At 24.2% G+C, this 13,849-nt stretch carries 22 protein-coding genes and 1 pseudogene; 21 read left to right on the forward strand and 2 right to left on the reverse strand.

Going from position 1 to position 13,849, the window contains the following annotated elements:
- Positions 1-2: 2 nt before the first annotated feature.
- The 16 genes and pseudogenes from AACK86_RS02605 (at position 3) to AACK86_RS07255 (ending at position 8,551) form a co-directional block, all read left to right on the forward strand.
- Positions 3-233, forward strand: coding sequence for a hypothetical protein (locus AACK86_RS02605; protein ID WP_338981904.1), 231 nt, complete (start codon positions 3-5; stop codon positions 231-233).
- 165 nt (positions 234-398) lie between these two features.
- Entirely contained in the window at positions 399-644 is a 246-nt protein-coding gene (locus AACK86_RS02610; RefSeq protein WP_338981903.1) for a hypothetical protein, read from the forward strand.
- 24 nt (positions 645-668) lie between these two features.
- Positions 669-1,655 (forward strand): hypothetical protein, encoded by a 987-nt coding sequence (locus tag AACK86_RS02615; protein ID WP_338982451.1) that lies wholly within the window; start codon positions 669-671, stop codon positions 1,653-1,655.
- Between the two features lie 3 nt (positions 1,656-1,658).
- Positions 1,659-1,943 (forward strand): hypothetical protein, encoded by a 285-nt coding sequence (locus AACK86_RS02620; RefSeq protein ID WP_338982453.1) that lies wholly within the window; start codon positions 1,659-1,661, stop codon positions 1,941-1,943.
- 2 nt (positions 1,944-1,945) lie between these two features.
- The gene (locus AACK86_RS02625; protein ID WP_338981900.1) at positions 1,946-2,194 is read left to right on the forward strand and encodes a hypothetical protein; all 249 of its coding nucleotides are present in this window, start codon (positions 1,946-1,948) and stop codon (positions 2,192-2,194) included.
- 22 nt (positions 2,195-2,216) lie between these two features.
- Entirely contained in the window at positions 2,217-2,609 is a 393-nt protein-coding gene (locus AACK86_RS02630) for a hypothetical protein (protein WP_338982454.1), read from the forward strand.
- Positions 2,610-2,880: 271 nt separating this feature from the next.
- Positions 2,881-4,767 (forward strand): hypothetical protein, encoded by a 1,887-nt coding sequence (locus tag AACK86_RS02635; RefSeq protein ID WP_338982456.1) that lies wholly within the window; start codon positions 2,881-2,883, stop codon positions 4,765-4,767.
- Between the two features lie 54 nt (positions 4,768-4,821).
- Positions 4,822-5,340 carry a hypothetical protein gene (locus AACK86_RS02640; protein ID WP_338982458.1) on the forward strand — a complete coding sequence of 173 codons (519 nt, stop codon included), beginning with the start codon at positions 4,822-4,824 and terminating at the stop codon, positions 5,338-5,340.
- Between the two features lie 81 nt (positions 5,341-5,421).
- Complete coding sequence (locus AACK86_RS07230; protein WP_422398287.1) at positions 5,422-5,763, forward strand: helix-turn-helix domain-containing protein; 342 nt, start codon at positions 5,422-5,424, stop codon at positions 5,761-5,763.
- Positions 5,726-5,875: a hypothetical protein gene (locus tag AACK86_RS07235; RefSeq protein ID WP_422398285.1), complete on the forward strand. Its 150-nt coding sequence runs from the start codon at positions 5,726-5,728 to the stop codon at positions 5,873-5,875. Before AACK86_RS07230 ends, AACK86_RS07235 begins: the two co-directional genes overlap by 38 nt.
- Positions 5,860-6,251: pseudogene (locus AACK86_RS07240) on the forward strand (transposase family protein). Before AACK86_RS07235 ends, AACK86_RS07240 begins: the two are co-directional and overlap by 16 nt.
- Before the next feature lie 261 nt (positions 6,252-6,512).
- Positions 6,513-6,761, forward strand: coding sequence for a hypothetical protein (locus AACK86_RS02650; protein WP_338982460.1), 249 nt, complete (start codon positions 6,513-6,515; stop codon positions 6,759-6,761).
- A gap of 109 nt (positions 6,762-6,870) precedes the next feature.
- On the forward strand, positions 6,871-7,596 hold the full coding sequence (locus AACK86_RS02655; RefSeq protein WP_338982462.1) for a hypothetical protein: 726 nt from the start codon (positions 6,871-6,873) through the stop codon (positions 7,594-7,596).
- A gap of 123 nt (positions 7,597-7,719) precedes the next feature.
- A complete protein-coding gene (locus AACK86_RS07245; RefSeq protein WP_422398288.1) occupies positions 7,720-8,175 on the forward strand; it encodes a helix-turn-helix domain-containing protein in 456 nt (151 codons plus the stop codon).
- Entirely contained in the window at positions 8,160-8,402 is a 243-nt protein-coding gene (locus AACK86_RS07250; protein WP_422398344.1) for a transposase, read from the forward strand. The genes AACK86_RS07245 and AACK86_RS07250 overlap by 16 nt, the downstream gene beginning before the upstream one ends.
- A gap of 8 nt (positions 8,403-8,410) precedes the next feature.
- On the forward strand, positions 8,411-8,551 hold the full coding sequence (locus tag AACK86_RS07255; RefSeq protein ID WP_422398206.1) for a hypothetical protein: 141 nt from the start codon (positions 8,411-8,413) through the stop codon (positions 8,549-8,551).
- A 286-nt stretch (positions 8,552-8,837) separates the two neighbouring features.
- Here AACK86_RS07255 and AACK86_RS02665 read toward each other — a convergent pair whose 3' ends face one another.
- Positions 8,838-9,194 carry a transposase family protein gene (locus tag AACK86_RS02665; protein ID WP_338982464.1) on the reverse strand — a complete coding sequence of 119 codons (357 nt, stop codon included), beginning with the start codon at positions 9,192-9,194 and terminating at the stop codon, positions 8,838-8,840.
- A 535-nt stretch (positions 9,195-9,729) separates the two neighbouring features.
- Between AACK86_RS02665 and AACK86_RS02670 the strand changes: the two genes are divergently transcribed.
- From AACK86_RS02670 to AACK86_RS07265, 4 genes are all read left to right on the forward strand, one after another.
- Positions 9,730-10,293, forward strand: coding sequence for a hypothetical protein (locus AACK86_RS02670; RefSeq protein ID WP_338982466.1), 564 nt, complete (start codon positions 9,730-9,732; stop codon positions 10,291-10,293).
- A gap of 79 nt (positions 10,294-10,372) precedes the next feature.
- Positions 10,373-10,549 (forward strand): hypothetical protein, encoded by a 177-nt coding sequence (locus AACK86_RS02675; RefSeq protein WP_338982468.1) that lies wholly within the window; start codon positions 10,373-10,375, stop codon positions 10,547-10,549.
- A gap of 140 nt (positions 10,550-10,689) precedes the next feature.
- Positions 10,690-11,142: a transposase family protein gene (locus AACK86_RS07260; RefSeq protein ID WP_422398289.1), complete on the forward strand. Its 453-nt coding sequence runs from the start codon at positions 10,690-10,692 to the stop codon at positions 11,140-11,142.
- Positions 11,127-11,519: a transposase family protein gene (locus AACK86_RS07265; RefSeq protein WP_422398306.1), complete on the forward strand. Its 393-nt coding sequence runs from the start codon at positions 11,127-11,129 to the stop codon at positions 11,517-11,519. The genes AACK86_RS07260 and AACK86_RS07265 overlap by 16 nt, the downstream gene beginning before the upstream one ends.
- A 463-nt stretch (positions 11,520-11,982) precedes the next feature.
- Here the strand turns inward: AACK86_RS07265 and plsY are convergent, their stop codons facing one another.
- Positions 11,983-12,678 carry a glycerol-3-phosphate 1-O-acyltransferase PlsY gene (gene plsY / locus AACK86_RS02685; RefSeq protein WP_338982472.1) on the reverse strand — a complete coding sequence of 232 codons (696 nt, stop codon included), beginning with the start codon at positions 12,676-12,678 and terminating at the stop codon, positions 11,983-11,985.
- Positions 12,679-12,899: 221 nt separating this feature from the next.
- On the opposite strand from plsY, the gene AACK86_RS02690 reads away from it, so the two are divergent.
- Entirely contained in the window at positions 12,900-13,820 is a 921-nt protein-coding gene (locus AACK86_RS02690; protein WP_338982474.1) for an alpha/beta hydrolase, read from the forward strand.
- The last annotated feature ends 29 nt before the right edge of the window (positions 13,821-13,849 follow it).

Here is a 13,849-nt window from a genome sequence, read left to right on the forward strand (position 1 = left end):
AAATGACAGTAAATTTAAAAGAATTTAATTGAGAACAAATTAAACAAACTTTCTGAGATTTATTTATTCAAATTACAACTATTCCGGCTCATATTAGTGGTGGTAAAGAAATTGATTTAACCCAAGAAACACTTTGACTTTTAATAGTAAACATTGCCTTTTGATTACTAACAGCGATTATAGTGTGATTTATTCTAATGTTATTTTGAAAAACCATATCAGTATTTAGATAGAGACAAAATTAATGTCAAGAAGTTATATTGTGATGCATTTCCAAAGAAATTCAAAATTAATTAGGAAAAAATACAGTCGTGTTAAGGTTAACCGTGGTTTTAACAAATTTAAGAAAAACTTTGAATATAAATGATGAATGCTTTAAAAAGAAAGGGGGTGATTATATGTTTGGAACTTTCTTGGCCGATACACCAGTAACAGTAGAAAAAATAACAGCTAGTGACGCAATGACTAAATTGTGAAATGCAATTATAACGGCGTTTACTAAAATGTGAGAAATTATTGCTGTTAATATGCCACAAGTCGGTAACTTCTTTGCTGACTACTGAATATTCATTTTTCCATTTATTTTGGCAATATTCTTTATTTGCTTTAAAATGTTTGAAAAATTACTTGGAGCAGTCCGCTAATAAAAAAATAAAGTGAGGTGAAAGATGAAATTTTGCAAATGAATAATAGAAAAAAATAACCATTTTATTGAATTAAATCGCACCTCATTTTTAATTTTATGACATTGGGGAGCAATTTGATATATTTACAACGGTTATTTTAAAAACATTGTGAGCTATTTATTTTTAGCGGGTTATATTTTAATTTTTCTTTTTAAAATCAGTAATTTAACACAAATTAACAAAGTTATTAACTTCTTAAAAAACTCACCATTAAATATTGTTATTGGTTCATTAGGAACTGGAAAAACTGCTTTTCTAGTATATGCATCAAAATTACTAAAAAAGAAGAAATATCACATCGCCTCAACCTTTCCATTGCTAGAAACCCAAAAATTAAGTTTAGGGCATATGGGATTATTAGACTTTGATTATCCGGTATTGCCAGACAAAACCTTACTTTTATGAGATGAAACCAATTTATTTTTAGAAGGAACCGATTGAGAAAAAAATAATGCCAAAAACGAAGAAACCGGTATCCAAGAATATTTTGCCTTAGCACGCCATTTTGGTCATATTGTGCTCGCTAGCGGTCAAAGAGATAAACATATTTGAGTTAAAGTTCGTGATATTGCCAATAATGTGATTGTGGGCATTCGTAAAAAGCCCGTTAATATTTTTCGCCCCTACTTAAAAGTCATCTATGGTACCTTTACGAGCATTGAAGAATATGAACGCTGACGAAACACCTTAATTGATGCTAAAAATAGTAAAAAGGGTCGTCGTATTAAATATCGTGATATTCCTGAACTTGATATTTATTTTTTTAAACTAAAAATTCCTCTACCAATACTTAACACTTACAATTCTTTTTACTTAGCATTTTTAAGAGATTACTTAAATTCAAAAGTAAATCCTGACTATAAAGACAAATACTATAATGACACCGCAATTGATTTAGAAGACTTAGAATACTTAAAAATGGATAAATTTAGCAAATTTTTAAGAAAAATGAAAGAAAAGGAACAATAAAAAATGGCAAATCTTGCAAAAATGGCTGACTTTCTCGCTCAAATGCTTTATAAAGTTTTTGACTTAATTTGAAGTTTAGAAGTTCCGGGAACGAATATTCAACTGATATTTCCTTTATTCTTAACGCTGGCTGTAGAATTTCTTATGGCAATTATTCTTGGATTTGGTAGTCAACAAGTTAATTTAGAAAAACAACGCCAATATGCGGTTAAAAATAGTGGTCGTTTAAGTGCATGAGGAAAAGTCAAAAAACAAATAAAACCAATAAAAACAAAACAAGTTAACTAACAATGTTTAAACTAATTATTATTTTTATCTTAATAACTGTTCTTGGACTTTTAGCTGGTAGCCATTTTGAAACTTTAACTAACTATATTAGCGAAGGCCTTGCCAATTTCCAAAAATTTATTACTAGCAATTTAAAAATTTTAGAACTATTTAAACCAATGGCTCGGACATTTTCTCAACATCCAATCTTTACCATTCTTGGTGTTACTTGTGTACTTATTGCTTTATTTATTGTGATTAAAGGACGGTAAAAAATATGAAAGGAGAATTAAAATGAAAAAACTTTTAAGAAAATTATTTAAAAAAGATAATTCAAAAGAAAAATTGCCGTTAAAATTAAGAATTAAAAATTCTTTTAAAAAACAGTGGTTAAAGATAGCATTAAGTATCATTTTCATTTTTATAAGCTTATTAATTTGTGCATTAACAGCAATCAATACTAAATGAATAACCGGAACAAGTGAAGAATTTAATAAATTTATGAATGAAGAGATGGTTAAATTCTTTGGCAAATTTAATAGTGGCATTATGCTCGCAGGAATATTTATTTTCTGATGAAGCGGAGCAATATATTTTGCAATTAAATTTGAAAAATTAATCCGCTTGATTATTCAGAAAGTTAAAGCAAAAAGAGCCTTAAAAAATGAAAATAAACAAGTTAATTAATTTTTTAAAAAGATATTGATGAATAATACTTAATTACATTATATTCATATCTTTAAGTATAGTTTTATTATTACATACAGATATTGAAAATTTGCAACAATTTATTAAAAATTTTGGAGCAATTGGTAAGTTAATGATTATAGGTTATTCATTAGTATTAGTAACCATATCAGAAATAGTAAACTGCTTAATTCGTTTTATATTAAAAAAGATTAAAAATAAAATAATAATGAAAAATAAAATATTTTAAAAAGGAATGATAAAAATGTTTATGAAAATATTTACCGTGTTAATTATTAGTTTCAATAACATTTTTACTATTCCCCAAAACATTAACAATGACGAAATAACAACACAATCATTAATTAGAAATAAAAGACAAGGTAATAAAGTTTATGATTTTGAAATTAGAAACTTAGAAAAAGTAAGATTTTTAACAGAAAGGCAAGACCATGACCTTTTAAAAGTTGAGATAAGAACAGAAGAAAATATAAATGCAAATATAGATAAACAATTACCAAATTTAAAAAATGTAAAAACTTTTAGTTTAGAGTTTAATGCAGAGCTTGTAAATAATATAATTAAACAAAAAGACTTTCAAAAAATAACAAATACTTATGGAACAAAAATAGATACTTCGGGTTTAAATTTTTATACCTGAATGATTAATATACCCAATAAAACAATTAGAATTAAAGCACAAGGAACAGAATTATTAACTTTTGAACATGATGATACTAACAATTATAGATTAAACAAAACAAATAATTTTGAAATTGAAATTGAAAAAGATAGTACTGATATTGAATTGCCAACAACAAACACCAAATTTGACGGTAACCATAACTATAACGATGTTATTGATAATCTTGACTATTTAATGATTCACCGTGGTGATTTTGATAAATTTAATTACTCCTACCTCTATTGAACGCCGGTATTTAATTTCATTGACACCTTAGAAAAAGGTTACTATAAAGAATTTATGATTAAAAATCACGGCTTTAAAGATGAAAGCTATTTTTATCATAAGACCTCTAGTGATAAAAATGTAGTAAATGAGAATGTTTTGAAAATTAAGGCATTTAACAAAACTTTAATTGCAGGTAATAACTATTTACAATTATTACATGGTGAAAAGAAAATCTGAAAATATGACCCTGCGAGCGCTAACGATTATTACTTAATTAAGTATCTTTTTGGTACCTTAAATTACCTCAATGTTAGATTTAGTTTTTTGAGATACGACCCTGACTTGCGGAATGACATTTACATTTATTTTAAAAACAACATTCCTAGTATTAACAACAGCGATTACAAAAATATTTTTGACGAAATCTATGAAATCCTTGGTAACTTCTTTGCTAGTTTATTTTATGCCACTTTCGATATGGATGAAAAAACTTACACTGAAATTTTTTTTAAAGGAGTAGACAACTATAACAAAGATTACTTTATTCAAATTGGTTTCTTTTATCGCTCGTTAATTACCTTTTATCCCAAAAAATACTTAGTAAATATTATAGGAAACTCAGAATTATTACTAAGAAGTTATTTCTTTACTTTTGACAAAAAAACGCATCAAGAGAATTATGATGCCTTTAAAAACAATAATAGTATCTATCAAATTGATTTTAATGTCTTAAAATCCTATGATAATAAACTAATTACCTTGCCAACCAGCAAGGCCGCTAACAATATCAATTACCTCAATAATGATATTGATATTCGTTATGGTATTAATATTTTTACCTTAACCTTTCCACTTTATCACAAAGGCAACATCTCTAACTACAATTTTAAAATTTATGACTTTAATGTTCTTAATTCCACAGCATTTATCCCCGATGGTTCAACCAACTCAGAATGGGATGACCTAATTCTGCCACCAAATTGCAAATATTCCGGACGCTGAATACCAACTTTTAATGATATTGGTTGTGCCATTCAAAATGCTAGCATTAAAATGCTAAACTGAATACTAACAGCGTCACAAATCATTACAATTTTACGCCCGTTAGCAATTATTGCAAAAGCAACAGTTAACTTTTCAACCGCCATTTTTCCATTTTTTAAAACAGTACCAGCTTTTTACTATACCTTTCAATTTTTAATCGGTTTTGCCGTTTTTCTAATGATTTTAAGGATTTTCCTGTAATATATTATATATATATATATATTGAAAAAATAAGATAATAAAGGAATTAAAATAATGAAAATTTTAAATGTAATAACTATTTTGACATTAACAATATTACCAATAGTTAGCTGTTCTAAAAAAGGAAATGAACCAGTAGAACAAAAAAATAAAAATAACGAAAACAAAGTTTATGATTTTGAAATTAGAAACTTAGAAAAAGTAAGATTTTTAACAGAAAGGCAAGACCATGACCTTTTAAAAGTTGAGATAAGAACAGAAGAAAATATAAATGCAAATATAGATAAACAATTACCAAATTTAAAAAATGTAAAAACTTTTAGTTTAGAGTTTAATGCAGAGCTTGTAAATAATATAATTAAACAAAAAGACTTTCAAAAAATAACAAATACTTATGGAACAAAAATAGATACTTCGGGTTTAAATTTTTATACCTGAATGATTAATATACCCAATAAAACAATTAGAATTAAAGCACAAGGAACAGAATTATTAACTTTTGAACATGATGATACTAACAATTATAGATTAAATAAAACAAATAATTTTGAAATTGAAATTGAAAATCCATAATAACTAAATTCAATAGACTTCTTGCGATACCTTTTTTATTAAAATATTCTTATAAAATATAATTTATGAGGATATCAAAATATGAAAAATAATAAATTTAATACTCTTAATGATAAAGAATGGTTAAGATTAACAGGAATAAAAAAATCCACTTTTAATAAAATGTTAGATATTTTACAAGTAGCTGAAATAGAAAAATTTAAAAAAGGTGGTAAAACTAATAAATTATCACTAGAAAATAGATTATTGATGACTTTATCATATTGACAAGAATATCAGACTTATTTTCATCTTGGTAAAAATTTCGGAATTAGTGAAGCTAATTGTTATCGGAATATCAAGTGAATTGAAGATATTTTAATTAAAAACTCTGATTTTCAACAACTTGCTGGTAAAAAAAGCACTAATAAATGATTATTTTAATGATAAAACTATTATTATTGATGCTACCGAAACTCCAATCCAACGCCCAAAAAAAGACAAAAACAATCTTATTCTGGTAAAAAGAAAAAACACACCATTAAAACACAAGTAATTATCGAACAAGAAACCAGAAAAATTATTGCAACAAGTTTTTCACTTGGGAAAAAACATGATTATGCTTTATTTAAAGAATCAAAAATCTCAATTTTAAAAAATACCAAATTAATAGTTGATAGTGGTTATCAAGGAATACAAAAAATTCACAATAATGTTCTAATACCTACAAAGAAAACAAAGAAAAACCATTTAAATAAAGCCAAAAACAACATAATAGACTAGTTTCAAAAATGAGAATTATTATTGAAAATATTTTTGCTATTCTTAAAAAATTTAAAATTATGACAGAAAAATATCGTAATCGTAGAAAAAGATTTGGTTTAAGATTTAATTTAATTGCCTCAATTTATAATTTGCAATTATTAATTTAACATAAAAGATTTATTTAAAATTAAAGAATTTAAATAATAAATTCATTTTTTGTTGTGGCAAAATATTAATTTTTTAGATAAAAGACATAATTAATTAAAATTATATTTTTCTATTACTGTCTTTTTACAAATATTTGTAATTTTTTTAATAGGTTATGCAAGAAGTCTAATGTTATTCCGCAGTATGTTCCTAGTACTAATGATTTAGATAAGGCATTAGAACAACACATTCATTTAACAATTGAAAGTTATGAAGCAAAAATGGATCAATATTTAATTAATGATGCTGTTAAAGCAGTAATTGAATTATTACATTATACTAATAAGTATATTGAAGAAAGAACTCCTTGAATATTATTTACTAATCATGATGTTAATTTAAATAAAGTTATTAATAATTTATTACAAGTTTTAAAAGTAAGTGCGTATTTATTACAACCTGTTTTAGTAACAAAAAGCATTGTTATTTTTCAACAATTAAATATTAATTATGAACAGTTAAATTTGTAAAATTTAACTAATTTTCAAGACTTAGATAATGTTCAAATTAATTTGAAACAAATATTATTTCCGCGAATAAATAATAGTTAATTATTTTTAATTTAAAGGAGGATATTTTATGAAAATTATTAAAGATTCTAATAAATGAAGCATCATTTATGAAATCGTAATTGCAGTTTTTACATTATCAGTTTTAATTTTTGGTTATATTGAACATTTAATAACTAAAACTTGAATGAGAAGTATTGATGAATCTTTTTCTTATACGGGTTTTCAAGGTCAATATTTTAGTTATTTTACAATTCAAAGTAATATTATTGTTTTTGTGTGATTTTTATTGGCAGCAATTTATCATTTTAAAAGTGATAAACCACTAATTTTAAGACAAGGTGGTTTAATTGTCATCTCATTATATATTTCTATTACTTTTATAACATATATGACAATGATGCTCCCTTTTGCGACAACAACAATGACACCAATTACTTGATTTGAAAATATGAGTCAGCATTTAATTGTTCCATTATTAGTAATTTTCTATATGTGTTTTCATATTGGTGAAAAACCAATTGTTATTAAAGAATATTTAAAGAAAAAATTATGAATTAATTTTCTTTATCCATTATTTTACTTTTTATATATTATTCTTCGCTTGTATATGGGAGTATTAGATGATAAAACAACTTTATTGTATTTCCCTTATTTACCTAAATTAGATGTTGCAAATTGATTGTTAGTTGTCTTAGTTATTATTGCTAGTATCATTATTTTGATTTTATTTGTTGTTGTTAATATCTTTTATTGTTATATAAATAATAAAATATATGAACGAAAAGAAAAGTAATTAAAAACCGCTAGAGTAGGGGAATATTTGACTTTTTAAGATATTATTTATATAATATACTTCTTGCGATACCTTTTTTATTAAAATATTCTTATAAAATATAATTTATGAGGATATCAAAATATGAACAATAATAAATTTAATACTCTTAATGATAAAGAATGGTTAAGATTAACAGGAATAAAAAAATCCACTTTTAATAAAATTTTAGATATTTTACAAGTAGCTGAAATAGAAAAATTTAAAAAAGGTGGTAAAACTAATAAATTATCACTAGAAAATAGATTATTGATGACTTTATCATATTGACGAGAATATCAGACTTATTTTCATCTTGGTAAAAATTTCGGAATTAGTGAAGCTAATTGTTATCGGAATATCAAGTGAATTGAAGATATTTTAATTAAAAACTCTGATTTTCAACAACTTGCTGGTAAAAAAGCACTAATAAATGATTATTTTAATGATAAAACTATTATTATTATTGATGCTACCGAAACTCCAATCCAACGCCCAAAAAAAGACAAAAACAATCTTATTCTGGTAAAAAGAAAAAACACACCATTAAAACACAAGTAATTATCGAACAAGAAACCAGAAAAATTATTGCAACAAGTTTTTCACTTGGGGAAAAACATGATTATGCTTTATTTAAAGAATCAAAAATCCCAATTTTAAAAAATACCAAATTAATAGTTGATAGTGGTTATCAAGGAATACAAAAAATTCACAATAATGTTCTAATACCTACAAAGAAAACAAAGAAAAACCATTTAAATAAAGCACAAAAAAACATAATAGACTAGTTTCAAAAATGAGAATTATTATTGAAAATATTTTTGCTATTCTTAAAAAATTTAAAATTATGACAGAAAAATATCGTAATCGTAGAAAAAGATTTGGTTTAAGATTTAATTTAATTGCCTCAATTTATAATTTGCAATTATTAATTTAACATAAAAGATTTATTTAAAATTAAAGAATTTAAATAATAAATTCGTTTTTTGTTGTGGCAAAATATTAATTTTTTAGATAAAAGACATAATTAATTAAAATTATGTTTTTCTATTACTGTCTTTTTACAAATATTTGTAATTTTTTTAATAGGTTATGCAAGAAGTCTAATAAATTCATTTTTTGTTGTGGCAAAATATTAATTTTTTAGATAAAAGACATAATTAATTAAAATTATATTTTTCTATTACTGTCTTTTTACAAATATTTGTAACTTTTTTAATAGGTTATGCAAGAAGTCTATTAAAATAATCATTTATTAGTGCTTTTTTACCAGCAAGTTGTTGAAAATCAGAGTTTTTAATTAAAATATCTTCAATTCACTTGATATTCCGATAACAATTAGCTTCACTAATTCCGAAATTTTTACCAAGATGAAAATAAGTCTGATATTCTCGTCAATATGATAAAGTCATCAATAATTTATTTTCTAGTGATAATTTATTAGTTTTACCACCTTTTTTAAATTTTTCTATTTCAGCTACTTGTAAAATATCTAACATTTTATTAAAAGTGGATTTTTTTATTCCTGTTAATCTTAACCATTCTTTATCATTAAGAGTATTAAATTTATTATTGTTCATATTTTGATATCCTCATAAATTATATTTTATAAGAATATTTTAATAAAAAAGGTATCGCAAGAAGTCTATTAAATCCTGATGTTTTTCAAGAATTGAAAATTGCTCAACAAGAACGAGGCGCAAAGGGTGAAACTAATTTTGTAATTCGTAATTTAACAAAGTATGATGTTAAATTTTTACTAAATTGTGAAGCAGTGCTTTTTTAAAAAGCTTCTTTAAAAAGTAGTGAAGAGTTTAATAAAGTTAATAAAAGTTTAACTAATTTTAAAAGTTTTGATGCATTACAAAATGATTTTAATAATACAAAATTGAAATCATCTATTAATGTTGATATTAGATGAAATGAATTATTGGATAATCTTAATAATAGTAATAAAATAATGATGAAAGCAGAGTTATTAAAGTTTTATAATAGATTTGCACATTATTATGATAAAGATAGTATTTTAAAATTATTATTATTAAAATTAATAATTTTAATAATAATAATAATGTTGCTGTTACAAGAGCAAATGTTACTCGTTTATGACAGTATATGGTTTTTTCTAATAATTTTAATAATTATGAAAATATTAGAGATCAATTTGAAAATGGATATTGGTCAGCAAATAATATTACAACTGTTATTGTTCATGAATATGGACATGCGATTGAAAACTTTTTAAATTCATTATTCCATACTAGAAGTAGATTTAATAGTAATTATTATCCTTGTGAAGATAAAAATTTAAACCTTTCAATAGGAATGCGTTGAAAATATTATGGTAATGCTTGCCCTAATAATAGTACTTTTTCATCTTTAAAATCCTTTAAAAATGGTAGTGATGAAAAAAGAATTCAAACAGCTAGTGATTATTTAGTAGAATGACTTGCTCATCAAATTGGTATTGAAGAAATTATGCAAAAAAGATTGTTTGCGTGGTCTATTATTAGAAGTAATTATGGTCGAACTAATAGTTTGCGAGAACTTTTTGCTAAAGCTTTTTCACAATGATTATTAACAGAAGAAGAATATAAAACGATAATGTGAGAATTACTAAATAAGTTTTTTACCCAATTTTTACCTAAATATGATCCTCTTGAGTCGCCTTCTTATTAAATTTGTTTGGTAACTGTGATATAAGAAATTAAAAATTGTTCATAATATTTCATTTAGTAAGGAATTTAATTCTTCTTATATGGGGCTTAATAAAATTGATTTTTTTTGGTGAGGATTTAATTTTTATCTTGATGAATCAATTGTTAAATGTATTTCTATTGGTGGCATAATAAATGGTGGTTTTCAAACGATTGTTGCCGCTCTTAATAAAGTATTATTAGGGAAGTTGCAGCAGTTGCCCCTGCATTGCCGATAATTGCTGCGGCCTTATTAATTCAGGGTAGTATTATGGCGGAAGTTAGTAATGGATGTGGCACAGGTGCTTCAATAGACTTCTTGCGATACCTTTTTTATTAAAATATTCTTATAAAATATAATTTATGAGGATATCAAAATATGAACAATAATAAATTTAATACTCTTAATGATAAAGAATGGTTAAGATTAACAGGAATAAAAAAATCCACTTTTAATAAAATGTTAGATATTTTACAATTAGCTGAAATAGAAAAATTTAAAAAAGGTGGTAAAACTAATAAATTATCACTAGAAAATAGATTATTGATGACTTTATCATATTGACGAGAATATCAGACTTATTTTCATCTTGGTAAAAATTTCGGAATTAGTGAAGCTAATTGTTATCTGAATATCAAGTGAATTGAAGATATTTTAATTAAAAACTCTGATTTTCAACAACTTGCTGGTAAAAAAGCACTAATAAATGATTATTTTAATGATAAAACTATTATTATTGATGCTACCGAAACTCCAATCCAACGCCCAAAAAAAGACAAAAACAATCTTATTCTGGTAAAAAGAAAAAACACACCATTAAAACACAAGTAATTATCGAACAAGAAACCAGAAAAATTATTGCAACAAGTTTTTCACTTGGGAAAAAACATGATTATGCTTTATTTAAAGAATCAAAAATCCCAATTTTAAAAAATACCAAATTAATAGTTGATAGTGGTTATCAAGGAATACAAAAAATTCACAATAATGTTCTAATACCTACAAAGAAAACAAAGAAAAACCATTTAAATAAAGCACAAAAACAACATAATAGACTAGTTTCAAAAATGAGAATTATTATTGAAAATATTTTTGCTATTCTTAAAAAATTTAAAATTATGACAGAAAAATATCGTAATCGTAGAAAAAGATTTGGTTTAAGATTTAATTTAATTGCCTCAATTTATAATTTGCAATTATTAATTTAACATAAAAGATTTATTTAAAATTAAAGAATTTAAATAATAAATTCATTTTTTGTTGTGGCAAAATATTAATTTTTTAGATAAAAGACATAATTAATTAAAATTATATTTTTCTATTACTGTCTTTTTACAAATATTTGTAATTTTTTTAATAGGTTATGCAAGAAGTCTAATTAAAAAGTAAGTTAATACCATTTATTTATTAGAATAATGCATAACTAATAAATAAAATAACTTAGGATGACTTACCTATTAGCATTAAAAAATAGTCAGTTTTTAAATATTTTTAGAAGCTATAGCAGTTTGGGAATGTGTTCTGTAATAAAAAAATGATTGAGGTTTAAACTTTATAAAGTTTAAACCTTTTTAACTTTACTTTATTATTAATAAAACAAAAATGGAAATTTAAATCATTGAATAAGAATGATAAAAAATAACTTCAATAAGGAGTATGAAACTAACAAAGTTATTTTTTATTACTAAATTGTTTTTCTTGTCCAGTAAAAATTCGATAAATATTTTGATAGTGTCGTAAAATAACAATTAAAACAATCAAACCAACAATTAATTGGGTTCAATAATTAGGCAATAAGTATGAAAAAAATAACTCGGAGTGATTGATTCACATATTTACAGGCAAATTGTTTATTTGTGTAATTCAAGAGCAACAAAAAATAGATATGGCACATATTAATGAAGCAATAGAAACAATGCGAATAGTTAGAAATATTGTTCATCATACAATAGTTGCAATAATAAAATAAATCGGATTAAGAAAAAGTGTAAAGCCTAAAAATGGTCCAACACCTTTACCACCTTTAAATTTATGATAAATTGGCAAGCAATGTCCGAAAACAGCAAAAACAGCACTAATATAAACTGAGCTTTCAGTAAGAGTAAAGGTTGGTGAATTAATTAGTGATAGTAATTTTACAATTGCTAAAACAAGACCAATTTTTAAACCATCTAAAATAAGAATAATTAAACCAAATTTGGTTCCCATAATTCTGGCAGCATTAGTAGCTCCGGCATTTTTGGAATAATGGTTATGGACATCAGTTTTAAAATAATATTTACTAATAAGAATTGCTGGTGATAGTGAACCAACTAAATAACCAATAACACATCCCAAGGTTGTCATAATGATTGATGCAGTACTCATATAATCATCTCTTTTCTAATATTAATTATTTAATATTATATTATTATAAGGTAATTTTATTATATTATTGTTTAATTTAAAATTTATTGCTTAATTTATAATATAATCATTATATATGGCATAATTCTTATAATAGTTTTAGTCATCAGATATTCAAAGTAACATTATAGAAATTAAGTTTTGTACTTAAAGTAGTAATTTTAGAAAAGGAAGATGAAAAAATGCAAGAATTAAAAATTTTATCGTTTGATAACAATGAACTTCATTTATATATATGAGATCAAGTCAGTAAACCTAAAGGGGTCATGCAGTTGGTGCATGGGTCAAGTGAATATGCTTTTCGTTATGATGAATTTGCTAAGTATTTAAATGCTAATGGTTGAATCGTTATTGGTAATGATCTTCGGGGACACGGAAAAGCGGTTACTGATAAAGACCACTTAGGGTTTTTTAGTGTTAAGGATGGTTGAGATAAGCTGGTATTAGATTTAAAAGTAGTGAATGATTATATTATTCATAATTATCCTAAATTAGGAATTACAATGTTAGGGCAATCAATGGGTTCATTTTTAGTGCGACATTATGTAACATTATACTCTTATACTATTGAATCATTAGTTATTTGTGCCACAACTTGAAAATCAAAAATGCAATTATGAACTGGTAAATTTATTGCTAAATATTTACAAAAACGACAACCATTACATGCTCCGAGTAATTTTATTAATAATTTAATTTATAAAAAATTTAGTAAGAAAATTAAAGAAAAAGATAATGATTTAGCTTGACTAACTCGTGATAAAAATATTCAAGAAAAATTTAGAAAGGACCCCTTAACGGGACAAATATTTACTGCTAGTGCTTTTAAAGATATGTTTACAGGTTTATTGTATATTATGAAAAAGAAAAATATTATTAAAACTCGGAAAACTTTACCAATATTTTTTATTGGGGGAATGAGTGATCCGGTTAGTAATTTTGGTAAAGATGTTGAAAAAACTGCAAGAAAATATCGTCAATATAGTTTTAAAAAAACAAGCATTTTATTATATTCAGGAATGCGTCACGAAATTTTAAATGAAATTTGTAAAGAACAAGTATATCAAGATATTTTAAATTTTATTAATAAGTATAATAAGTAAATAATAATTAACAACAATAAAGGGGTGAC

Source organism: Spiroplasma endosymbiont of Eupeodes luniger (genome assembly GCF_964019525.1).
In the GTDB taxonomy this organism is placed as follows: domain Bacteria; phylum Bacillota_I; class Bacilli_A; order Mycoplasmatales; family Nriv7; genus Nriv7.